Origin of the sequence: Solibacillus faecavium, from assembly GCF_014836905.1 — a bacterium.
GTDB lineage: Bacteria > Bacillota > Bacilli > Bacillales_A > Planococcaceae > Solibacillus > Solibacillus faecavium.
Genome location: NZ_JACSPZ010000012.1, coordinates 1 through 22309, shown reverse-complemented (window position 1 = coordinate 22309; position 22309 = coordinate 1). Strand labels below are relative to the sequence as shown.

Below are 22309 nucleotides of genomic sequence, written 5' to 3'. Positions count from 1 at the left end.
CTAGCTTTCATTTGATTTATCAAGTTTTAACTTTGAATTCGACTTCACGCTGCTATCAGTAAAGCTATCTTTCCTATTTTCCTCATAATGACACGGCAGAGGAAGCCGCCACTTATAATAAATGGCTGACAAACGTACGGCAACTACAATAACTACGATAAGTGTAAGTGCTAGAGGTGAGCTCCAGCCTAGCCAAATAGAGAGGGCACAGAGAATCGTTAATATCGCGTGAATTTCTTCCTTCAACGCAAGTGGTTTTCGACCAGCGATCACATCCCGCATTACTCCGCCACCGACACCTGTAAACAGGGCAGCCAAAATCATCACGCCTAAATTATTGGAATAAACTGCACTTGCGAGCATAGCGCCTTGAAGGGCAAAGGAAGCAAGGCCAATTGAATCGAAAAACATTCCCCATCTTCTCCAATGATCAATCCATTTTAGTGGAATTAACACAATGATAATTAATGTTATGAACACTGTTAAAATAGTGGATTGCTCCCACAGTTCAGTAACAGGAATCCCTATAATTACATTTCGAATCAGCCCTCCTCCAAACGCTGTAATAAAACCTAAAGCAAATACACCTATAAAAGAAAATCTCGCTTCAAAAGCGACAAATGCTCCCGTTGCTGCATATGAAATAATTCCGATAAAATGAAGAACAGCCCATGACATCCTTTTATAACCCCCTTTAAAATACAAAAAACTCCACCACAAGACGTCTTTTAAAAAGACCTTGTAGTGGAGTAATAAATTAGCAATACCTACTAACGAATCAATCCATTTTATAAAAAGCAAATAGCATTCCAACAAAAAATTTTATTGGAATTCCATTTATTTCTTTCATTATACTATTTTGTTTTAAAAGAACAAGATAGAGAGAGAAGAGTTTATTTTTTTAAAAGTTATATTGTATAGTTTGAATAAACTAGGGGGTGTGTACAAATGGGGAAGAAGGAGACTGTTTTTAATGAAATCGTACGAAAAGTACGTAAAGAGCTATATGGGAAAGGACCGGATAGAGTTTATACGCATTTCGTGGAGAATATGGCTGTCACGACGATGTACGGCATTTTGACACCTACTGAAAAATTTATTATTCAATCAGAAGAAGGAAAAAAGGTTATTCACAATGCGAGAACCCAAATGATTCAGGAAATTTATAAGCAACAGGTTCCCGAAGGATTGGAGGAGCTCGTCGATTCAAAACTGCTTCATTTATTTTCGGATATAAAGGTGGAAGAAGATATGGCAGTATCGGTTTTTATATTTGAAAAGCCAATAGTGTAGGATGGTAGGTACCATATTTTCAATTATTTCTTTACAATGGACTTTATTTCTAATAGAATGAGGAAAGATTAAAATACCTGAGTTGTTCAGGAGAGGTTCATAGCTGATACCCTCTATAAAAAACTATGGATACATGCATATTATGCCATGTCCATATCGGACGTGGCTTTTTTTATTGCATCCGGTAGTTTTTTATTGATGATACGCTTACCCCTCCTTTGGATACTTTGGTATGAATGAAGGAGGGGTTTTTCATGTCTAGTAGACACGAAAAAGATGGTTTAGAGGATTTAACGTTATTAGGAAATCAAAATGTAAAATATGCTTTTGAGTATGCACCAGAAGTGTTGGAGTCTGTTGATAATATGCATGTTGGCCGCGATTATTTTGTGAAATTCAATTGTCCGGAGTTTACGAGTCTTTGTCCGATTACACAGCAGCCGGACTTTGCGACGATGTATATTTCATATATTCCGGATCAAAAAATCGTGGAGAGTAAATCATTAAAATTATATTTATTTAGTTTCCGTAATCATGGCGATTTCCATGAAGACTGCGTGAATATTATTATGAACGATTTAATCAAGCTGTTAGACCCACGCTACATAGAAGTATGGGGTAAATTTACGCCGCGTGGAGGCATTTCAATTGATCCTTGGTGCAATTACGGTCGTCCGGGCACGAAATATGAGGAAATTGCCAACTACCGTTTAATGAACCATGATTTATATCCAGAAAAAATCGACAACCGTTAAAAATTAAATATACCTTGCAGGTGAAAGAGGTTATTAGCGACCCTCTATAAAAAACTAAGATTAAACAGCACATAATCTTAGTGCTGTTTTTTCGTTTAAAAGGAGCAAAAAGATGAAGGATGAAAAAGCACTCGTCGTATTTAGCGGCGGACAGGATAGTACAACATGTCTGTTTTGGGCATTGAAAAATTTCAAAGCAGTGGAAGTAGTAACATTTGATTACGGACAACGGCATGCATTGGAAATTGAATGCGCTAAAAAGATTGCCGAAGAACAGAATGTACGACATCATATTTTGAATATGGAGTTACTGAATCAGCTCGCACCAAATGCCTTAACACGTGATGATATTGCGGTTGAAGAAGGGGAAGAGGGCGGATTGCCATCAACCTTTGTACCAGGGCGCAATCTATTGTTTTTATCATTTGCTGGTGTATTGGCAAGCCAAATTGGCGCGAAGCATATTGTCACAGGTGTATGCGAAACGGATTTCAGCGGTTATCCGGACTGTCGCGATATCTTTATAAAATCGTTGAATGTGACACTGAATTTATCAATGGATAGTTCCTTTGTAATTCATACACCGCTCATGTGGATTGATAAAGCCGAAACATGGGCATTAGCCGATGAGCTTGGCGCATTTGAGTATGTAAGAGAGAAAACACTCACTTGTTATAACGGCATTATCGCAGATGGATGCGGAGATTGCCCGGCATGTAAGCTGCGATTACAAGGGATGGAAACGTATTTACATTCGAAGGAAATAGGAGGGGTATTATGATAAGAATTTTATTTTATTTAGTATCTATTGTGACGGCAAACGTTGTCACAGCCCGTTTTGCCCCGCTCGAATTGGGAATATTTATCATACCGATGGGTTCATTTTTAATTGGTGCGACATTTATTTTCCGGGATTTAGTGCAAAATAAATTTGGTCGTAAAAAAACATATGGGTTCATCTTACTGGCTTTAGTTTTATCTGCAACTGTATCGTTCTCATTAGGAGATACGTTAATTATTGTAGCTGCATCTGCACTATCCTTTTTAGTTGCTGAAACAGCCGATACAGAAATTTACACACGTTTAAAATTACCGATGGCGTGGCGTGTGTTCTATAGTGGAATTGTTGGGGGATTTTTGGATTCCATCGTGTTCGTTGTTGTGGGGCTAAGTCCTTTAGGAGCAGGTTTTATACCTTGGGCAGCCGTTCCAGCAGCAATTGTGGGGCAAATAATTGTGAAAACAGTAATGCAAATGGTAGGAGCTATGATTTTAAGTCAAGGGCTTGCTTATAACGATCGACGTCTAGCGAAAGCAGCTATAACAACAGTAAGTAAAGGTTAAGATTTTAACAAATGCCATTCATTATGAATAGGGGTGGCGTTTTTTTATAGTGGAATTCGGGTTTAGCTAGCATATGTAAAAAATAAGCGGAGAATTTCCCGTTTTTTGCATGATGCCCTTATTTTAAGGGGAAATAAGGGTGATTTTTCCGCTTATCCATAGAAAAAAATGATTTTTTCTTGTTTTGGAGGGTAATAAGCGGAATTCCTCCCTTTATTTTTCCGGTTTTTAAAGTTTTCCACCAAATAAGCGGAATTTCTCCGTCTATTTTTTGTCTGAAGAAAAGGCTGGGCGGAAAGTCACTTGACCTCCAACACAGCCTTGTTTCAGTACATTTTTTTATACTAGTGGACCTTTTGTATCCTCGTCCACAATGACTAAAATCTTGCCAGCTTTAAATTCCTCATCATAACGCTCTGCTTCCTCTGCGGAAATACCCATTCCTACAAAGGCACCTGCCAATCCGCCAATACTACCGCCAGCAGCTAATCCTGTTAGCCCTGTAGCGATTGGTCCAGCAGCTACGATAGGACCTACTCCTGGAATGGCCAGAGCTCCAAGTCCTAAAAGAATACCACCAATGCCACCTAAAGCCCCGCCAGTAGCTAGACCTGCAGCGGCACCGCCTGCAACATCAGCACCTGTCTCAGTAGAAACGTTATCTATATTAGTTTTGCTTTTACTAATAATTGAAATATCCTCCGAGCGGTAACCTTGTCGTTTTAAATCCTCGATTGCGGCGACTGCCTCTTGTTCTGTATCATAATATCCTACAGTATGCTTTGCCATATCTTTCATCCCCTCGGCTGTATATTTTCAGTAATAATTAATTATAAAATCGGGCCTCGTAAATCTTCGTCTACAATAACTAAAATTTTGCCGGATTCTACATAATCGCTATAACGATTTGCTTCATCTTCTGGAATCCCCATGCCAATAAGAGCTCCAGCTAAACCACCGACACCTGCACCAGCAGCTGCTCCTGTTAAACCGGCTACAATCGGACCTGCTGCCACGATTGGTCCAATTCCTGGTATTGCTAATGCGCCAAGTCCAGCAAGTACGCCGCCAACGCCGCCTACTACTCCGCCGGCAGCTGCTCCTGTAGCAGCTCCTTCTGCAACAGCACCTGTTTCATCTGAAATTGTATCTACATTTGAACTATTTTTACTTACAACTGAAATATCTTCTGAACGATAGCCTTGACGTTTTAAATCTTCAATTTTCATGATTGCCTCTTCTTCAGTATCATAATAACCTACAATATGTTTTGCCATGTTTATCATCCTCTCCTTAGTTTCTTGCACAGTGTAAAAATACCCCTGTGGAAAATTAATAAACATCATGCAATACGTTTTGACAGGCTTTTAAGTGGTTAGCGCATAGAAAAAATCAGTGAGGGGAAGGGGTTTAACCAGCTAACTAAAAGGATTTTAAGGGGAATGAAAGTTCAATGTTCAATAATTATTTGTCACTTATGTCATAACCCCCGATACTTGAATGAGCTGCTGAAATGTGAAATAATTACGTTAACTTAATACAAATACACCTTCTAGGGTTCCGTATGCGCAGGCATAGTCTGGTCCGAGAGAAGGTGCGCGATTTTTTTGCGTCACGGAAGGATAAAAGCCTGGGAGATATGTTGATGAACATTCCTCCTGGCTTTTTTATTTTGAAAAAGCACAGGGTGAAATGAAACCAACACAAGATGTAGAGGAGATGAGGAAAGTGAAATATTGGTTATTGGTTGTCGTCGCTGCGGTATTTGAAGTAGGTTGGGTAATCGGCTTAAAGCATGCCGCAACCCCTTTGGAATGGTTTGGAACAGTGATTGCCATTATTGTGAGCTTCGGAATATTAATTTACGTGAGTGGGGTACTACCAGTCGGAACCGTATACGCTGTATTCGTTGGACTCGGTACATTCGGTACAGTCATCAGCGATATGGTATTATTCGGCAGCCCGGTTGAGCCGTTGAAAATCCTATTTATTTTTACATTATTAGCAGGTGTCATCATGTTAAAGCTTGCTACACCGGATGACAGCGGTACGGGAGGTGAGCAGTAATGGCTTGGATTTATTTAATTTTAGCGGGATTATTTGAAATGGTTTCTGTTGGATTTATGGGCAGGCTACAGCAGCGTAAGGATATCCTTTCGTTTGTGCTGCTTATTGTGGGCTTTTCTGCTAGCTTCTTTTTTCTAAGCCTTGCTATGAAGGTATTGCCAATGGGATTAGCCTATGCAATTTGGACAGGAATAGGTGCAGCAGGGGGTGCAATTTTAGGAATTGTACTATTTAAAGAACCGAAAAATGCCCTGAGAATTACAGCGATCACTTTAATTATCGGGAGTGTCATTGCGTTGAAATTGATTTCTTAATCATACGAAAAACCAATTCTACGGATTTATGTAGAGTTGGTTTTTCTTTTAATCATAGAAAATATTTTACAATTCCTATAGTAATAGTATAGAATAAAATAATAGAAAATTTAAAATAAATAGAAAATAGTGGGGTAATGATTATGTTAGGAATCAAAAACGATTATTTAGTAATTGGTGATGTGAATGCACCTGTTAAAATGGAAGTATTTTTAAATTATGCATGTCCATATTGTGCTACTTTCTATGAATTAGTTGATCATACACTTCCTAAGTATTTTACAGAAGGTAAAGTGGCTTTAGTTGTGAAGCACTATGATAAGCCTCGTGAAATGCTGCTGCCTGGAACGCTTATAAATGCCAATCTAGATTACACCAATCCGGAAAGAACATTGGAAATCATAAGTGAATTATTTAAAAATCAAGCAACATGGGATAAGTATTCGAGTTTTGAAATAAAGAAATATATTGAAGAAAAATATGACTTAAAAGAAGAGCCTGCTAATATCGACCGTAGCTTACTGATTACAGCTGAAGCGATTGAACGTAATGTAAAAATGGTCCCAACGGTCTTTATCAATGAACACGAATATCAATACCCACGTGAGATTTTTGCAGAGGAATTAGTAGAGGTAATCGAGAACGAGCTAAAAAATGCTGTCATTTAAGTAGCTCCGAGCATAACAAGAAAGAAGGGGGCTATCCGGAAATATATTCTGGATAAGCCCCTTAACTTTTAATTACTCAATACAGCCTTTAGATTTTTCTCCTGATTGGCCTCTGAAACCTGTAATGGCTCTTCTTCACCGTGCATCAGACGATTTAAAATTTTCTCCTCAAGCTCGATGAGTGCCGGATTTGTTAATTTACGCGGGCGTGGTGCATCCACCTTTTCATCAAAAGCAATATGACCATCTTCTATTAGAATGATTCGATCAGCTAATCGAACCGCTTCACCGACATCATGGGTTACAAGCAATGCCGTGAAGTTATTTTTTTCCCAAATATTTTCGATTAGATTTTGCATTTCAATCCGAGTTAAGGCATCAAGAGCACTTAATGGTTCATCTAGCATCAACAATGATGGTTCATGGATTAAGGCTCTCGCCAATGCAACACGTTGCTTTTGACCACCAGAGAGTGTAGATGGCCACTCATCTTTTAAAGGTAATAATCCAACCTTATTTAAAGCTTCTTCGGCCTTTGCTTTCCAGTCGCCAGTCAAACCTAAGCCAACATTGTCTATAACTTTCTTCCAAGGAAGTAAACGCGAATCTTGATACATCATTTTCACATTAGCTTCCGATTTCGTAGCAGGGACGCCATCGAATAATAGTTCGCCGGCAGTAATTTCCTCAAGGCTTGCTACAAGGCGCAGTAGGGTACTCTTTCCACTACCACTTTTACCGATAATGGCAATGAATTCACCTTTATCAAAAGAGATGGAGATATCATGTAAAATTTCTTTAGGTCCGAATGACTTTTTTAAGTTTTTAATATCAATTTGAATTGCTTCCGGTTTCATGCTAAATGACCTCCTTATTTCGTATAGCTTGCATTCCACTTTAATGCACGGTTTTCACCAAACTGTGCAATCAAATCGGCTAGCTTACCAAGCAATGCATAAATGATAATGCTTAAAATAATGACATCTGTCTGCATGAACTCACGAGCGTTTGTCGCCAAATAGCCTAATCCTTCATTAGTTGGGATAGTTTCAGCGATAATTAAAGTCAGCCACATAACACCTAGCGCATATCGTAAACCGACAAAAATAGATGGCAGTGCGCCTGGCAGCAATACATCTTTGAATAGGCTCCAACCCTTTAAGTTGTACATACGACCCATTTCTACTAAGTTCGGATCCACATTGCGAATACCGTGGAATGTATTTACGTAAATAGGGAAGAGCACCCCTAATGCAACCAAGAAAATTTTTGCATCTTCTCCGATACCAATCCATACGATCACAAGTGGAATAAGCGCCAAGTGAGGGATATTCCGAATCATTTGGATCGTTGTATCTAAATAAATGTAGGATTTTTTTGATAAACCATTTAATACACCTAATACAAAGCCAATGACACCACCGATTAACATCCCCGTTAATGCGCGCCATAAGCTTACGCCAATGTGGGTCATTAAGTCGCCATTTACCAGCAAATTCCAACCCGTTTCAACGATTGTCAGAGGGGATGGGAATAATGATGCTGATATTACTTCCAAACGTACAATGATTTCCCAAACCACGACGAGCACCACAGGAATAACCCATGGACGAAAATCTAGTTTCATACTATTTAACCTCCTATATAAAGTAAGCGAGAGCATGATCGCACTCGCTTACTCAACTTCCTATTTAGTCCAAACTTTGTCTTGGATAGTTACTTCTACTGGAATTAATTTCAGTTCGAAGTATTTATCCGCTTGTTTTTGCTGTGTTTCAATAATTTCGTCTGTAATTTCAGATGCACCGAATGTACGACGGTTAATTTGCTTACTAATAACCTCTTCTTTAATGCCAAGTGCTTCAGACATAATCGCGATTACTTCCTCACGATTTTCGTTCGCCCATTTATCGGACTCATCAATTTTTTCTAAAATGAACTCGACTAGCTCTGGATTATTATCAACAAATGTTTCTGTTGCAAAATAGAATGTACGATTCGGGTAGCCGTCGATATCCCCGTTTACTAATGTGATAGAATCTGTTTCAAGTTCTGCCGATGCAAAGAATGGATCATAAGAAGCTAAAGCATCGATTTGCCCTGTTTCAAATAATGCACGCCCTTGTGCTGCATCCTCTGGATATACCCACTCAACATCATCTACTGTTAAACCGACTGACTCTAGAGCAAGTACTGTAGAATAATGGTGGTTACCACCTTTTAAAGCGCCAACTTTTTTCCCTTTTAAATCTTCAAGCTTTGTGATGCCTGATTTTTTTAATACGACAATCCCAACACCTTCTGGATTTGGATTATCTGCCCCTACATAGTAGAAAGGCTTATTGGAAGCTTGAGCGAAAATACCAGGACCATCTGCAGCGTGACCGAAATGAATTGCGCCTGCATAAATGCCCTCCATTAATGTATTACCGTGTGTGAACAATTCCCATTTAATCTCTAAATCTTTTTCTTTAGCAGCTTCATCTAAAATACCTGACTCTTTTAAAATGTGTAATGTATTGCCTTTTTGATAGCCGATATTAATTGTCTTTAACTCTTTCTCTTGTACGTTGCCTGTTGATGCGCCGTCCTTTTCATCGGATGAGCATGCAGTTAACACTGCTAATACTAAAAATAAACCAAATACTGATAATAGCTTTTTCATTATTTATCCTCCATTTTTTAAACAAATCGATAAAGTGCATTTGTAATTTCTTCTACCTTTTGTGTAGCTCCTTTAAATTGAAGCGCGAAAAGTCTTTCACCACCGGCTTCCAGTACGTCTGCAACTACACCTTCTCCAAGTGGCTCATACAGTACAATATCGCCACCTTGCAATGATAGGCGTTGGACTTTTGAATTCCATTCTTCATCGATATAGCTTGCGCCTTTTTCAAGCTGAAATAACGTTGACCAAAGTGCTACAGTCTCTTCAACATTACGGACAGCAAATGCTGCCCCGTCTACTTGAATATCACCTAGTTCATGGGGCGCAATCACTCCGCGTGCTGTTAAATCTTCACGTCGCTCATGATCCTTTTCATCCCACTCAATAAAGAAAGGTAAATGTAAAGATTCATCTGGTTTGCCTGCGAATAATAATTTCCAAGTGACCAAAGTGCCATCCGGGCGAGTCCGACTGAAATCAGTCGGACCATTTACTTCGAGCCCTTGTGCTTTAAAGTGTTCGGCCAGCTCCTGTAAATTATCTGAACGAAGCGCAATACGCTGTGGACCAGATTGTAAATTATTTTCGATAAATGTATCACGTAGGCTGTATTTTACGCTGCCAGCTTCTTTTACAAGCGCTTCATCAAAGATGCCGATTAACTCGACATAACTTAAATCAAAGTAGCTAAGTGTGTTGTAAGTGCCTAAATTTTCATGACGCCCTCCTTGAACAGCGTGTAGGCCTAACTTTTGAAATGCCTCCGCTGCCTTTGTTGGGTCAGGTGTTAAATGAACAAAATGATCGAACTGTAATGCCATATATATCTTCTCCTCTACAATCTAAAGTGGAATTATTTCTAAACGTATTGATTTAGTTGGTTTTAGTTCAAAAATGATGGCTATCTTTCTAACCTAATCATGTAATGAATGGAAATCCACAATCCCTATAAGATTAATACACTTTAACTTAGTAATACTTTAAATATTTTCATATAAAAAGTCAACATAAAATTCAGAAAAATTAAATATTTTGTCGAAATTAGTAGGATTTTCATGACATGTCTCTCAAGAGTTAGATACTTAAATGATTTTGCGAAAAAATATCATACGCTTATGAGAAATGCCGATAAATTATTTGAACACACATTTAGATGTATTAATATGGTCTAACGATAATGACGTATTATGGTAAAATATAGGGTGAAAAGGAGTGTTTTAAATTGGATGGTAAACGATTGGCACAAGGGTTGCTAAATGCGACTGGTGATGATTTACGCCTTGTCTATGCGCTTGTAATGGAAACAAAATTATATGACTTACTGTTAGCAAAGGCGAAGGATGTCATGACGAAAGATTTAAATCACTTTGAGCAAAATTTACAAGAAGAAATAAAGAGATTACATCAATATCCAGATGAGCAATTACAGCTACAACTGTTTTTATACATGCTTGAGCAGCTCGAAATTAAAGGGGCGCATTACAATTTATTGACGGAAATCGAATATGCCTGTACACAAATCGTTGAAAAAGCCCACGCTCTTCAATTAAAGCAAGATAAACAATATAAGCAGTTTGCTGAAAAAAGGGACGAACAGCCATCTGTTTCGCTCGTGTTATATCAAATGCAAAAGATCTTCGAATCATTTGATCAAGGGCGAGCAGATTTAGATGATGAAACAACTGAAAATTTAATACAGCAAATTGAAGCATACATCCAGTCGCTGCCACTGGAAAAGCAGCGGCAAATTAAAGAAAAGCTCAATATTGATGAGCTGACTAATTCAACAATTCAACAGTTGATTGCTACACAAGGGACAGCCGTATTAATGGCGATCATTGTCGAGGTAGCGGGCTTTGCGGCATTTACAACCTTAACCTCTACTATTGCAGCGACAGCAGGTTTGCTCGGTGTAACATTGCCTTTTGGTGCCTATATGTTTGCGACATCAGCGCTTTCTATTTTAACGGGTCCTGTTGGTTTAGCGCTCATTGCTGTTGGTGGGGGAGCTCTAATTAATTATCAAAACAAAAAAGTTCGAAAAGCATTTATTCCGATTGGCATCGTTCAACTATTATTGCCTGCCGTCATTGAAGAAAAGCAACCTGTTCAAGTGGAGCGTTTTATACAAGAATGGCAAAAGCTCTACGACAAGCAACAGAAAATTTTACAGGAAATTGCTACATATGAAATGACCCAACAGCAACAGCAGGCAAAAAAAGACGTATTTAAAGAACAAATGAGGCTGCAAACCGATCAACATGCTAAAAAACAAGCTATGTTAACTAATAAACTGGCCGCTATCGAAAAGTGTAGTGACCTTATTGCGGTGCATGAAAAATCTCCTGCCTATATACAGCTAACGGGTGAGATGGCAAACATCCTGCAAACGATGAACAAAAAGCGAAATGAAATCGAAGCAAATCGTAAGCAAGCAGGTTTGTGGAACACGGTGAAAAATACATTTGCCAATCAAAGCATTACCTCTCAACTAAAAGAGCTTAATGAGAAATACAGGCTAAAAGAACAGCTACGTATAGAAGAAGTGGTCAAAATGAAACCACAGCAACTGAAAGCGCAGTGCATTACTGCAGAAGAGTATCAATTTGAATTGGATCAACTACAAAAAGAAATTCAAATAACACGGACTAGCATTCAACAAACAAAGGACGCTATTTCCACAACGGAACGTCAAATTCAACAGTTAAAGGGTGAATGTAAAAAGCATCAAAAAAAGTGGTACGGCTTGGAACATATAGTGTGAAGGGGCAGACAGGATGATTAAAAATGAACAATTTTGGCATTATTGGCGGGAAGGGCTATTTGAAGAAGCGCTAAACTGCAAGCTGCACGAAGCACCAAAGCGAAAAGGAGCGGCATTATTCAAATCGCCTTCACAAACGACGGTCATTGCTTCGGTAAGTGCAGGCGAATTTTTGTATGACTATATGATGATTGACCCAACTGTGGTCGACGGAATTGACTTTGCTCGAGCAGATGATTTATCGAACCTTTTTTCTCTTTCTCAATTTGCTTCAACGATCGATACAGCGACAGCAACAGGCGATATGGCGCAGCTTCAAGGATATGTAGCGGAACAAATGATGGCTCAGGAATTAGCGGCTGCCGGTCATGATGTTCAATTTCCGGAAACATCAAATCAGGCCGGGTGGGACTTGCTTGTAGATGGTCAACCATTCCAGGTGAAGTGTGCTGCAAATAAACAAGTAGTAGAAGATCATTTGGCTAAATATCCGGAGACGCCGGTAATTGTAAATGCCGAGCTTGGTCCGTATTACGAGCACAATCCGATGGTAATGACCTCCTCAGTTAGCCGTGAACAAGTAATTACCGATACAAAAACGACAATCCATCATTCGGAAGATTTACTCGATTTTGAAATTCCGTGGATTACAGCCGGTGTGAGTGCCTTTTCAAATGCAAAACGTTTACGCCAAACTGAAATTTTAACTTCCACGTTTGTCCGAAACGTAGCAACAGATACGGTAAGCAGAACCGCTTTAGCAGCAACCGGTAGAGTAGTGCTCGGCTCAGTTGGCGCTGTACTGATGCCTGGCGCAGGTGCAATCGTGTTTCCGGTAGTCGGTGCCTACGTTGGCCTGGCACAAGGCGGAAAATTATCGTCGGTCATTAAAAGGCAGTTCGCGAAGCCGGAAGAGGAACGATTAGTTCAAGCTTTGATTCAGCTAATTGACGAAATGATCAGTATCCTCCATTTAAAAGAAGGGATTAAACAGTCAAAATGGAAAGTACTCGTTCATAAACTACCGTCATCTGTATGCCAAGCGCTTGGCAAACAGCATAATGACCGAATTTTACTTCTGGAAAACGTTAGCCGTGAACTGATGGCAATTCGAAAAACAGTAAAGAAAAATCCTGTTGAAGCATTCGGCAGGATAATAACCGTACTTGGTAAATCAGGTATCCATGTGTATACGTTAAAAAAGGAACTTGAACAAGTAGAAGAAGCTATAAAGGCCTATAATAAAAAAATATAGAGTTTTTGATGAGTTAAGATCCGCCGCACTTTCACGGGAGACCGTATGAGTGCGGCTTTTCTATAGATTGAATTAAACAGCAAGCCCATCTTTATTTCCTTATACAATCCCTAAAAATTTCTGTTACACTAAATTTACAGTAAATTCTAACAATTTAAAGGGGGAGCTTTATGGAAGAAGTTAGGGAGATAGCTTTAAATGAAAATACTATTGCTACGCTAGATACTATTGTGGAAACTGTTTTAGGAAGTGACAAAGCAACCGTTACATTGAGAGATCGAGCTTCGGGGGAAATATTATATTCTTATCGCGGGGAGCATTTAATGCGTCCGGCTTCCAATATGAAAATCATTACTGGGGCAGCTGCGTTATCGGAGCTAGGATTGGATTTCCGTTTCAAAACAGAACTTTATATGGACGGGCAAATTGAAGATGGCACATTGTATGGGGATGTTTACATAAAAGGCTACGGTGACCCTACAATAAATGAAGCAACACTTAAGCTTTTTGCACAAAAGCTGTCCGAACAAGGCATACAAAAGATAACGGGGATGATAATCGGAGACGATACATATTTCACAGGAGATACGTTGCCGCCGGGTGTTGACGAGGAGGGAGAGACACACTATTACGGAGCACGGATTTCACCAATTACGATGTCACCGAACGATGATTTTGATGCAAGTACGATTATTGTAGAAGTGACTGCGCGTAACATAGGCGAACAGCCGGACTATGTAGTCATTCCCCATTTGAGCGGGATGCAGATTTTTAATGAGGCACTCACAGTAGTAAATGATAAGGAAAATACACTCGAAATTCGTCGCATTAATAATACAGATCAAATCAAAATCACAGGTGAAATTCCTGAAGGCGAAACTGCAAAAGTTTGGGTATCACTTCAGGACCCAACAAAAAATACACTGCAATTTTTTAAAGTGTTGTGTGAACAGGTGGGCATCGACTTCAGTGAAGAGTGCATGATAGCAAGTGGTGTCATTCCCCAACAGGCGGAACGTATTTATACACACGAATCTCAAACGCTTGAGAAAATGTTCTCTATTTTTATGAAGCTCAGTAACAATAGTATGGCGGATATTTTTGTGAAGACAATGGGGAAACTTCAGCACGGTGAAGGGGATTACATGCATGGTTTGCAAGTGGTACAAGCCTACTTGGAAAAGCATGAAAATGATTTTACAGCATGGCAGTTTGTTGATGGATCAGGGCTTTCGCATGGCATCCGCATTCATTCCAATGGGATTTCACAGCTTTTGTTTAAGCTTCAAAAAGAGCCATACTTCCCACAGTTTTTCGCTTCACTACCGGTTGCAGGAAATACAGATCGTCTCATCGGCGGTACATTAAAGGATCGTTTTTTGGAGCCGGAATTACAAAACCGTATATTCGCCAAAACGGGGTATATTCATGAAGTTAATACATTATCTGGCTATGTGACAGGGGAAAGTGGCCATGACTACATTTTCTCCATTATGCTCGAAGGCCGTGAAGAAGGGATACCGTTTTTGGATAGCGGATTAAAGGAGATGATCGCTTGTCTATAACTATAGCAAGCAAATAATTCTGAAACTTTTTTGTACAACACCCGTAAAACAATGAGGGGGTGCACAATGAAGAAAAGAATTGAAGCTATTGACGCCTTAAGAGGGTTTTCGCTATTAGGAATACTCATTGCGAATATGTTGTATTTTCAATACGGTGATATAACGCAAAATACAATAGATCCGACAACCTGGTGGGATAAAGGGGCATTTTATTTCACAAAAATATTTGTAGAAGCTTCATTTTATCCGATATTTGGATTTTTGTTTGGCTACGGCATTATTTTATTTATTCGAGCGTTGGAAAATCGGGATTTAAAAACAAGAGGGCCATTATGGAGGCGTGCCATTGGTTTAATGATTTTAGGCGTCTTACATATTAGTCTTATTTGGGATGGCGATATTTTATTTACCTATGGAGCAGGCCTTGTCATCATCATGTTATTTATTAAACGTAAAGTAAAAACGATGCTTATATGGGCAACAATCCTGGCCTTACTGATGATGCCATTATTTTTAGTTAAAACAGATTTCATGACCCTTGCGGAATCTGAGAAAACTATAGCTGTTTTAGCAAGCGGTACCTATTGGGAAGTTGTACAACAACGTATCGGAATTACAGAGGATATTCCAGCTGTCTTTGGATTATTAGTTTTACCGATCGCCATTGGATTGGTCGCACTTATATCCTTTTTCGTCATTGGCCCATTCGTATTATTAGGAATGGCTGCAGCCAGAACAGATTTCTTTTCGAATATTAGTGGAAAAACAGCAATATTAAAACGCTTGGTATTACTCGTTCCAATTGGTTTAGCATGTAAAGCGTTGTTATATTGGGACCACTTTGCCGGAAAGCTACTATATGGTGCGGGGACATATATGCTGGCACTTGGTTATATGGCGCTCTTTACGCTCCTTTATTTAGCCAATCATGAAAGCAAGTTATCTAAAGCATTTGCAAGCGTTGGCCGTTTATCGTTAACAAATTACTTAATGCAGTCGCTCATTTTTACAACGATTTTCTATGGGTATGGATTCGGTTTCTTCGGGGAGCTGGGCGTCGCAATAGGATTAGTTCTTGCCTTTACGTTTTATGCAATTCAACTTTTCGCTTCCACTCTCTATGCAAAACGCTTTTCGATAGGACCGGTCGAATTGTTGCTTCGTAAGTTTATTTATCTAGGGAAAGGTTGAAGGAGGATGTTGATAGAAATGCCTTCTGAAATTACTGCCTATAAATAAGCGGAGATTTTCCCGTTATTTGCGGATTGAACCTGTTTTTACAGAAAATAAAGGGAGATTTTCCGCTTATTCAACAAAAAAATAATCATTTCCCTGCTCTTTTAGTATGATAAGCGGAATCTCTCCGCTTATTCTGGTGGTTTTTTGATTAATTTTCATAATAAGGGTAATTCCTCCTTCTAATTTTAAAGAGGGACTGAATCTCCTAAAGAAGTGCCCTCGTAAAAAGGGTACTTTTTTCATTTTAGTGAAACTATTTTTAAATTACACAGGTCTAACGGTTAATCGGGAAAGGAGGCAGCTATGAATTCGCAAACATTTGAAGATATTTTACATACACATGGCGACTTTATATTACGCCTTTGTTATACATATACGAAAGACTGGCAAATGGCGGAGGATCTGACACAAGACACATTTTTACGGTTTTACGGAGCGCAGGAGCAGTTCCGCCATGAAGCGGATGTAAGAACGTATTTATATCGAATCGCTGTCAATCGGTGCAAATCGTATTTGGCAAGCTGGCGGCATAAGCAAACGCAGCTGATAGAGCTTGGTCAAAAGTTAATTGCCAGAGAGGATGTCGCCTTACAAGTAGAACGAAAGGATGAATCGAAGCGGGTGTATAAAGAAATTGAAAAACTCCCTGTTAAGTATCGGGAAGTGCTCGTATTTTATCATTACTTTGACTGGACGACCGCGCAAATTGCGGATCTCTTCGGCTGTTCCGAAAATACAGTGAAAACAAGACTGAGGCGCGGAAGACAACAGCTTGGGCAATTATTGAAGAAAGGCGGTGTACTGGATGAATTCAATTACTAAAGCTTTAACAGATGAGTTAGAAGGAAAAAAGTTATCACCACAAGCAAAGCGGCAAATTCTAAATAGGGAACCTCGCAAAAAACGAAACTTCATACCGCAAATCGCAGCTATCTGCATATGTGCGGTGGCGTTATTTTTATTCTTTACGAATACGGAAAAAGAGACACCGCAAATAATAGCTGCCGATGCAATGTTTGGATCTGTAGACGAAGCGATTGTAGATTATTTTAATAATGAAGCACCGAAGTTACAGGTGGAGTTTGGAAAACAGAAAGATCCGTTTCATAATGGGGATGCCTATTTAATGCGACTCGCGCTTGAACAGAATAGCGGCCGGTTTTATAGCGATTCAACGCTGTCCCAAAGCGATCGCTATGTATTAAGCGAGCTGTTGCATTATGTACAGGAGGCAATCTGGCACAATAATGTACAGGTGGAAATCAAGCCGGTCCAATCAATCGACCAGCTTGTAAAGCAGGCGCCGGCACTAATCTCACAGCTAAAGCCGCATGTTGAAATCCCCTATATGAAAGTAACGGATGAAAAGCAGCGGCAATGGAATTATACTTCGTTTGATACGAAAAGATGGGTAACGTATGTAGTCGTTTTAGCTATGCTGGTGGGGGCTATCATTTATTTAATAAAAAATAAACACTTTATTATCACAGCCTTTGTCATTTTGTTAGCCTTCGTATCCTTTTCACAACCGTTTTGGCAACCTTTCAAAGATGTGAGCGCCTATGATGAAAAGACATTGGTGGAAGCTGTGAAGCGTGAATTAGAAAAAGTGAATGTAAAAGTGGTTGGACAACCGGAACTTCAATATGCCGCCTCGATTCATAAAACTAGAACAGCGCTTGTTTCTTTTGAGGATGGCATGACTGTGCTGGCTGAATTTGATTATGATAATGGCAGATATATAAATCAAGGTATGACATGGCATTCAGGTTTTAATTTCAGTAAGCTAGCGATTGTTGAAACTAATTCTATTAATGTAATGGCCTTTAAAGCAGGTCATCATGTAGAAAAAATCCGTATTGAAAATGAACAGAATTATTTGGCGGAGGCTACATTAAAAGAGCAAAAACCTACAATAATTTATTTTAAAACCCCGAAAGAATTAAGCTCCTATTCTAGAGGGTACTATGATGCTAATGGAGAATCGGTTCATTAAGGGGAAGACAGGTAAGTGGGTCACTTCTATTAGCAAAAAACATCCATTTCTTTCAAAGAGGAGAAATGGATGTTTTCAGTTTTCCTTAGAGGTCTTTTCATCTCATTAATCACTGTTTTTCTAGTACCTTCCGTTCAATCATTTCCACGCCTTTATACATAATAGTAGCCAATACGATAATGATTAAAAGTGCCAAGAATACTAACGTAAAGTTAAATACCTGGAAGCCTGAAATAATTAAATAGCCTAGACCGCTGGATGATACTAAAAACTCCCCTACAATAACCCCCACCCAGGATAGACCGACATTTACCTTTAATGTTGAAATAATTGTAGGAGTAGAGGCAGGCAAAATAACATGGCGGAATGTTTCGTATTTAGAAGCGCCAAAAAGTTGCATGACCTTCACATAGTTTTCATTGACTTGCTGAAATGCGGAAAAAATAACAAGAGTCGAAATAATAACCGAAATCAGCACACCCATTACAAGTACTGCCAGCATATTCGGTCCAAAAATCACGAGAATAATCGGTCCAATTGCTACTTTAGGCATCGCATTCAATACGACAAGATAGGGGTCCATCACATCGGCAAAGGTTTTCGATGACCACAAAGAGATCGCGAGCAATGTACCGAACAATGTCCCTAGTATAAAGCCGACCACCGTCTCAAACATGGTAATCGCAATATGGGGGAACAGTGTCCCATCACTTATTTTCGTGATGAATAGGCTTCCAACTGCACGAGGACTACTGAAAATCAGTGGGTCCAGTATCCGGAAATGTGTAGTAAGTTCCCAAAATAGTAGAAGACCAATAAGGATAACAAATTGAAAGAAGAATATTTTACGCTTTTCTTGACGTCGCTTCTCATTATATTGCTGCTGTAACTGTTCAATATTCACCTGTATCAAGCTCCTTCCATATTTCCTGGAATAGTACTTGAAAAGCAGGAGCATTCCGTGCATCAAATGGTGGAAGTTCTCGAATTTCCTGCGGGATGATAAAGCTTTTTACAATAGTACCTGGCCGTGTGCTGAAGATAAATACTTTATCGCTCATCGCAATAGCCTCACTAATATCATGGGTTACTAAAATGGTCGTTGTGGAAAACTGCTTTAACGTCTCCGATACAAAGTTCTCCAATGACAGTTTTGATCGGAAATCGAGCGCGGAAAATGGTTCATCCAGGAGAAGTAATGTCGGTTTGACAGCAAGTGTACGTGCAAGTGCAATACGTTGGCGCATTCCCCCGGATAGTTGTGGCGGATATAGTTTTTTAGTATGGGCTAATTCGAATTGCTCCAAAAGTTCATCCACTATTTCACGGTTTTCCCTTTTTAAAAGTGTTAAACCGAGTGCCACATTCTCTTCGATTGTTTTCCACGGAAATAAAAAATCCTGTTGAAGCATATAGCCAATTTCTACGTCTCGGTCAGCAAACGCAATCTCCCCGGTCGTTGGGGTTAGTAATCCTGCAAGTAAAGAAAGAAGTGTCGATTTCCCGCAACCGCTAGGACCTAAAAAGGAGACAAACTCACCTGCTGCAACTGAAAAGTTTACATTTTCAATGGCTGTTGATACTTGTTGCTCCTTAAAAAAGTGATGAGTCACATTTTTCACTTCTAAAAATGTCATTTACTTCACAACCGCATCAGCAAATGACCGGTTTACTAGGTCCTCATAGGAAGGTTCAAATTCCAATACCCCAGCCTCCGTCATTACATCAAGTAAATTTTGGAATTCCTTTTCATCGATGATTGGATCTTTCGCAAAGGATTCCTGGTCGCGGTAACGTGTTACCACCTGCTCAATAATTTCTGGCTTTGTATCCTCGAAATATGGAGCAATAGCTTTTGCTACTTCCTCGCTCGATGCACTGTACACCCATTTTTGTGCTTTATATAAAGCTGTAGTGAAGCTTTCCACTAACTCTTTCTCTTCGAACGTGCTTTCCTTTGTCATAAACACTGTGTATGGAATTGCACCAAGTTCTTCACCGAAAGAAGCGACAATCTTTCCAAGACCTTGCTCTTCAAAAATACTTGCAGTTGGCTCAAAAAGCTGTACGTAGTCACCCGTACCGGAAGCGAAGGCATTAGCAATATTAGCAAAATCAATATTTTGTATTAGCGTTAAATCATTTTGTGGATCAATGCCCTGCTGCTTCAGAACAAATTCTCCAGCCATTTGAGGCATGCCGCCTACACGTTGACCTAAAAATGTACTTCCATTTAATTTATCCCAGCTAAAGTCAACATCTTTATCACGCGCGACTAAAAACGTACCATCTGTTTGCGTAAGCTGCGCAAAATTGATGACAGCATCATTAGGGTTTTGGCCTGCTACATAAATGGATGTTTCTGCTCCGATTAAGGCAACATCAATCCCATCGGATAAAAGGGCTGTCATCGTTTTATCTCCACCTGGAATTGTAGAAAGTTTTATAGACAATCCTTCCTCTTCGAAAAAGCCTTCTTCAATCGCCGCATAAAGAGGGGCGTAAAAAATGGAACGAGTTACTTCACCGACTTTGACCTCCTGTAAATCCTTTTGTCCACACCCTGCCAATAACAATAAAAGCCCTACAAAAAGGGCCGTTCGTAGCCATTTCATCTGGTCATCCTTTTCTTAAAATAGTGTTGTAGTATCGTATGCAGCTGGAAGGTGAGAGGTGTTACCTACAATTTTACATTTCACCAAGGTGAAACTTTCATGATACGATAAAGGTAATTATTTTTCGTTATAAGGTGGAGAATGCGATGAAAATAAATCATTTGAAGGGACAACTGGCAAAACCACAACCCCTATTTTTAGGGGAGGAAACGGCTTTTCGATCAGCAATACTGATTCCTCTTGTTGAAAAGGAAGGGGAGTGGCATGTGTTATTTGAGGTGCGCGCGCTAACCATGCGAAAACAACCTGGGGATATTAGCTTTCCTGGAGGGAAAATTGATGAGACAGATGCATCTCCTCTTGCTGCTGCGCTTCGTGAAACGCATGAAGAGCTAGGAGTTGATCAACAATCTATTCAAATTTTGGGACATTTAAGCCCTTACGTCGTTTCACCGGACTTTGTCGTATACCCATTCATCGGTGTTATCGAGCAGACTGAGCTGGATTCATTTAATAGGGATGAAGTCGAGGAACTATTTACGGTACCGCTGAATTGGCTACTGACTCATGAGCCATATGTGCATTATATTCCGGTAGAACCGAAGCCTTCCATTGATTTCCCCTTTGACAAAATTGCGAATGGGGAAAATTATGAATGGCGTAAGAGCCGTATGGAAGAATGGTTTTATGAATATAGAAACTATACAATATGGGGATTAACGGCACGGTTATTAAAGTACTTTGTTGAAAAGATAAAATAAAAAGACGCTCAATCATCGGTGGCAGGCACCATTAAGTACTGGTGTATGATTAAACGGGGAGCTGGACTGATTGCTTTGTATAATTATCCTGGACTTCACAACAAAGGGGATTGTCTAAGTAAGCTTCTACGATCAACATTTCATCAAGCGTTAAGGTTTTTGCAACTTGAACATCCAGTGATTGAGTTGCGCTTTCGTACATGAACTTAATCAATGTTTTATTGTTTGTTCGAAAATGCAGCCTTTGGTTGTTTTTAGACGTGATAATAATAGTATAGCGACTCATTTTATTCCTCCTTTATTTATGTAATATTATAGTTTTACATATAAAAAATGTAAATATTCCAATAATGGATGGAATACCTAGAATGAGAGAGTAAAAAGAAAATAACAGGCGATTTCTCTTGTATATAGAGAATAATCGCCTGTTTTTATTTTATTCGTTCTCAAATAAACACACCTTTTAAAATTCACACGAAAGTCTCTGCAAACATATAGCCGTTTTAGAAACATCTAGGATTTATAAAAAAAATAGCATATGATAAAGGCATCGAAAAAACTTGGAGGCTGTTATGAAAGGAAAAAAATATTTATATTTAGGTATCGGACTAGTAATTGTAGTTGCTGCATTGTTGGACATTGCCTTTAAAGGATTAGGATATCAACTGCTACAAAAACTGTTTTAGTAGCAATTTTCCCCGCTTCATTTATTAATGGAGTGGGGATTTTTTTACTCTAAAAATTTGTAGATGGGGTATTTCATACGAATAGAGAGTTGAAAGTGAATTTTTTTCTGGTTGATATATAAATAAGAAGAAACTAATAGTAAAAAAACATTGTAAAAAAAGTTATTAAAAAGTGTTGACGGTTTATTAAAAGGAGTGTAATATTCTAATAGTCGTCAGCAACGAGCTGATAACAAAACAACAAAATGAACCTTGAAAACTGAACAAGCAACGTTAATGAAACAAGCTTCTTAAATGAAGCAAACAATAGATTTCAACT

25 protein-coding genes and 2 riboswitches are annotated in these 22309 nt (G+C 39.1%); of the genes, 14 read left to right on the top strand and 11 right to left on the bottom strand.

Annotated elements, in window-relative coordinates; genetic code table 11:
• Positions 1-678: a trimeric intracellular cation channel family protein gene (locus H9635_RS17635; protein WP_191701625.1), complete on the bottom strand. Its 678-nt coding sequence runs from the start codon at positions 676-678 to the stop codon at positions 1-3.
• 270 nt (positions 679-948) lie between these two features.
• Here H9635_RS17635 and H9635_RS17630 point away from each other — a divergent pair, with 270 nt between their 5' ends.
• The 4 genes from H9635_RS17630 (at position 949) to H9635_RS17615 (ending at position 3392) form a co-directional block, all read left to right on the top strand.
• Entirely contained in the window at positions 949-1293 is a 345-nt protein-coding gene (locus H9635_RS17630; protein WP_191701624.1) for a DUF2294 domain-containing protein, read from the top strand.
• Between the two features lie 86 nt (positions 1294-1379).
• A riboswitch (PreQ1 riboswitch) is annotated at positions 1380-1426 on the top strand.
• A 121-nt stretch (positions 1427-1547) separates the two neighbouring features.
• The gene (gene queF, locus H9635_RS17625; protein WP_191701623.1) at positions 1548-2048 is read left to right on the top strand and encodes a preQ(1) synthase; all 501 of its coding nucleotides are present in this window, start codon (positions 1548-1550) and stop codon (positions 2046-2048) included.
• Between the two features lie 112 nt (positions 2049-2160).
• The gene (gene queC / locus H9635_RS17620; protein ID WP_191701622.1) at positions 2161-2829 is read left to right on the top strand and encodes a 7-cyano-7-deazaguanine synthase QueC; all 669 of its coding nucleotides are present in this window, start codon (positions 2161-2163) and stop codon (positions 2827-2829) included.
• Positions 2829-3392: a VUT family protein gene (locus tag H9635_RS17615; protein WP_191701691.1), complete on the top strand. Its 564-nt coding sequence runs from the start codon at positions 2829-2831 to the stop codon at positions 3390-3392. The genes queC and H9635_RS17615 overlap by 1 nt, the downstream gene beginning before the upstream one ends.
• A gap of 339 nt (positions 3393-3731) precedes the next feature.
• Here H9635_RS17615 and H9635_RS17610 read toward each other — a convergent pair whose 3' ends face one another.
• Both H9635_RS17610 and H9635_RS17605 read right to left on the bottom strand, forming a co-directional pair.
• On the bottom strand, positions 3732-4181 hold the full coding sequence (locus H9635_RS17610) for a general stress protein (RefSeq protein WP_191701621.1): 450 nt from the start codon (positions 4179-4181) through the stop codon (positions 3732-3734).
• A gap of 41 nt (positions 4182-4222) precedes the next feature.
• Positions 4223-4669 (bottom strand): general stress protein, encoded by a 447-nt coding sequence (locus H9635_RS17605; protein ID WP_191701620.1) that lies wholly within the window; start codon positions 4667-4669, stop codon positions 4223-4225.
• 264 nt (positions 4670-4933) lie between these two features.
• A riboswitch (guanidine-I (ykkC/yxkD leader) is annotated at positions 4934-5031 on the top strand.
• Between the two features lie 80 nt (positions 5032-5111).
• On the opposite strand from H9635_RS17605, the gene H9635_RS17600 reads away from it, so the two are divergent.
• The 3 genes from H9635_RS17600 (at position 5112) to H9635_RS17590 (ending at position 6441) form a co-directional block, all read left to right on the top strand.
• The gene (locus H9635_RS17600; protein WP_191701690.1) at positions 5112-5459 is read left to right on the top strand and encodes a DMT family transporter; all 348 of its coding nucleotides are present in this window, start codon (positions 5112-5114) and stop codon (positions 5457-5459) included.
• Entirely contained in the window at positions 5459-5773 is a 315-nt protein-coding gene (locus tag H9635_RS17595) for a DMT family transporter (protein WP_191701619.1), read from the top strand. The genes H9635_RS17600 and H9635_RS17595 overlap by 1 nt, the downstream gene beginning before the upstream one ends.
• 143 nt (positions 5774-5916) lie before the next feature.
• A complete protein-coding gene (locus H9635_RS17590; protein WP_191701618.1) occupies positions 5917-6441 on the top strand; it encodes a thioredoxin domain-containing protein in 525 nt (174 codons plus the stop codon).
• 68 nt (positions 6442-6509) lie between these two features.
• On the opposite strand, the gene H9635_RS17585 is transcribed toward H9635_RS17590, so the two are convergent.
• From H9635_RS17585 to H9635_RS17570, 4 genes are read right to left on the bottom strand one after another with little or no spacing between them, the layout of a single operon-like run.
• Entirely contained in the window at positions 6510-7298 is a 789-nt protein-coding gene (locus H9635_RS17585; protein WP_191701617.1) for an ATP-binding cassette domain-containing protein, read from the bottom strand.
• 14 nt (positions 7299-7312) lie between these two features.
• On the bottom strand, positions 7313-8068 hold the full coding sequence (locus tag H9635_RS17580; RefSeq protein WP_191701616.1) for an ABC transporter permease subunit: 756 nt from the start codon (positions 8066-8068) through the stop codon (positions 7313-7315).
• A 60-nt stretch (positions 8069-8128) separates the two neighbouring features.
• Positions 8129-9106, bottom strand: a complete 978-nt coding sequence (locus H9635_RS17575) for an aliphatic sulfonate ABC transporter substrate-binding protein (protein WP_191701615.1) — start codon at positions 9104-9106, stop codon at positions 8129-8131.
• Positions 9107-9123: 17 nt separating this feature from the next.
• Positions 9124-9930, bottom strand: coding sequence for a VOC family protein (locus tag H9635_RS17570; RefSeq protein WP_191701614.1), 807 nt, complete (start codon positions 9928-9930; stop codon positions 9124-9126).
• Between the two features lie 401 nt (positions 9931-10331).
• Between H9635_RS17570 and H9635_RS17565 the strand changes: the two genes are divergently transcribed.
• The 6 genes from H9635_RS17565 to H9635_RS17540 all read left to right on the top strand — a co-directional run bounded on the left by H9635_RS17565 (position 10332) and on the right by H9635_RS17540 (position 17928).
• Positions 10332-11873 (top strand): hypothetical protein, encoded by a 1542-nt coding sequence (locus H9635_RS17565; RefSeq protein ID WP_191701613.1) that lies wholly within the window; start codon positions 10332-10334, stop codon positions 11871-11873.
• Between the two features lie 13 nt (positions 11874-11886).
• Positions 11887-13128: a hypothetical protein gene (locus H9635_RS17560; RefSeq protein ID WP_191701612.1), complete on the top strand. Its 1242-nt coding sequence runs from the start codon at positions 11887-11889 to the stop codon at positions 13126-13128.
• Between the two features lie 170 nt (positions 13129-13298).
• The gene (gene dacB, locus H9635_RS17555; RefSeq protein WP_191701611.1) at positions 13299-14693 is read left to right on the top strand and encodes a D-alanyl-D-alanine carboxypeptidase/D-alanyl-D-alanine endopeptidase; all 1395 of its coding nucleotides are present in this window, start codon (positions 13299-13301) and stop codon (positions 14691-14693) included.
• Positions 14694-14759: 66 nt separating this feature from the next.
• On the top strand, positions 14760-15884 hold the full coding sequence (locus tag H9635_RS17550) for a DUF418 domain-containing protein (protein ID WP_191701610.1): 1125 nt from the start codon (positions 14760-14762) through the stop codon (positions 15882-15884).
• A 351-nt stretch (positions 15885-16235) separates the two neighbouring features.
• On the top strand, positions 16236-16754 hold the full coding sequence (locus H9635_RS17545; RefSeq protein WP_191701609.1) for an RNA polymerase sigma factor: 519 nt from the start codon (positions 16236-16238) through the stop codon (positions 16752-16754).
• Positions 16738-17928 carry a hypothetical protein gene (locus tag H9635_RS17540; RefSeq protein ID WP_191701608.1) on the top strand — a complete coding sequence of 397 codons (1191 nt, stop codon included), beginning with the start codon at positions 16738-16740 and terminating at the stop codon, positions 17926-17928. Before H9635_RS17545 ends, H9635_RS17540 begins: the two co-directional genes overlap by 17 nt.
• A 109-nt stretch (positions 17929-18037) precedes the next feature.
• Here H9635_RS17540 and H9635_RS17535 read toward each other — a convergent pair whose 3' ends face one another.
• Genes H9635_RS17535 through H9635_RS17525 form a run of 3 tightly spaced genes read right to left on the bottom strand, consistent with a single transcriptional unit; the run spans position 18038 to position 20543 of the window.
• Complete coding sequence (locus H9635_RS17535) at positions 18038-18886, bottom strand: ABC transporter permease (protein ID WP_191701689.1); 849 nt, start codon at positions 18884-18886, stop codon at positions 18038-18040.
• Positions 18822-19565, bottom strand: coding sequence for an ABC transporter ATP-binding protein (locus tag H9635_RS17530; RefSeq protein ID WP_191701607.1), 744 nt, complete (start codon positions 19563-19565; stop codon positions 18822-18824). Before H9635_RS17530 ends, H9635_RS17535 begins: the two co-directional genes overlap by 65 nt.
• Positions 19566-20543, bottom strand: coding sequence for an ABC transporter substrate-binding protein (locus H9635_RS17525; RefSeq protein ID WP_191701606.1), 978 nt, complete (start codon positions 20541-20543; stop codon positions 19566-19568).
• Positions 20544-20689: 146 nt separating this feature from the next.
• On the opposite strand from H9635_RS17525, the gene H9635_RS17520 reads away from it, so the two are divergent.
• A complete protein-coding gene (locus tag H9635_RS17520) occupies positions 20690-21304 on the top strand; it encodes an NUDIX hydrolase (RefSeq protein ID WP_191701605.1) in 615 nt (204 codons plus the stop codon).
• A gap of 49 nt (positions 21305-21353) precedes the next feature.
• Here H9635_RS17520 and H9635_RS17515 read toward each other — a convergent pair whose 3' ends face one another.
• The gene (locus tag H9635_RS17515; RefSeq protein WP_191701604.1) at positions 21354-21590 is read right to left on the bottom strand and encodes a hypothetical protein; all 237 of its coding nucleotides are present in this window, start codon (positions 21588-21590) and stop codon (positions 21354-21356) included.
• Positions 21591-22309 lie beyond the last annotated feature (719 nt).